Consider the following 283-nt stretch of genomic DNA (forward strand, 5'->3'; position numbering starts at 1 on the left):
GCTGTCCTTCGCGCAGCGGCGGCTGTGGTTCCTGCACCGCCTGGAGGGCCCGAGCGGCACCTACAACATCCCGATGGCGCTGCGGCTTTCCGGCGCGCTGGACCGGGAGGCGCTGGCGGCCGCGCTGGCCGACGTGGTCGGGCGGCACGAGAGCCTGCGCACGGTCTTCCCCGAGGACGACGGCGTGCCGTACCAGCGGGTGCTCGAAGGTGTGGCGCCGGAGCTGGCCGTGCGCGAGGTGACGGCGGGCGAGGTGGAGGGCGCGCTGTCGGCGGCCGCGGCG

1 protein-coding gene is annotated in these 283 nt (G+C 76.3%); it reads left to right on the plus strand.

Annotated elements, in window-relative coordinates; genetic code table 11:
- Positions 1-283: condensation domain-containing protein (locus tag VM95_RS38250; RefSeq protein WP_045706379.1), on the plus strand; the 283-nt coding region annotated here is incomplete at both ends.

Origin of the sequence: Streptomyces rubellomurinus (assembly GCF_000961885.1) — a bacterium.
GTDB lineage: Bacteria > Actinomycetota > Actinomycetes > Streptomycetales > Streptomycetaceae > Kitasatospora > Kitasatospora rubellomurina.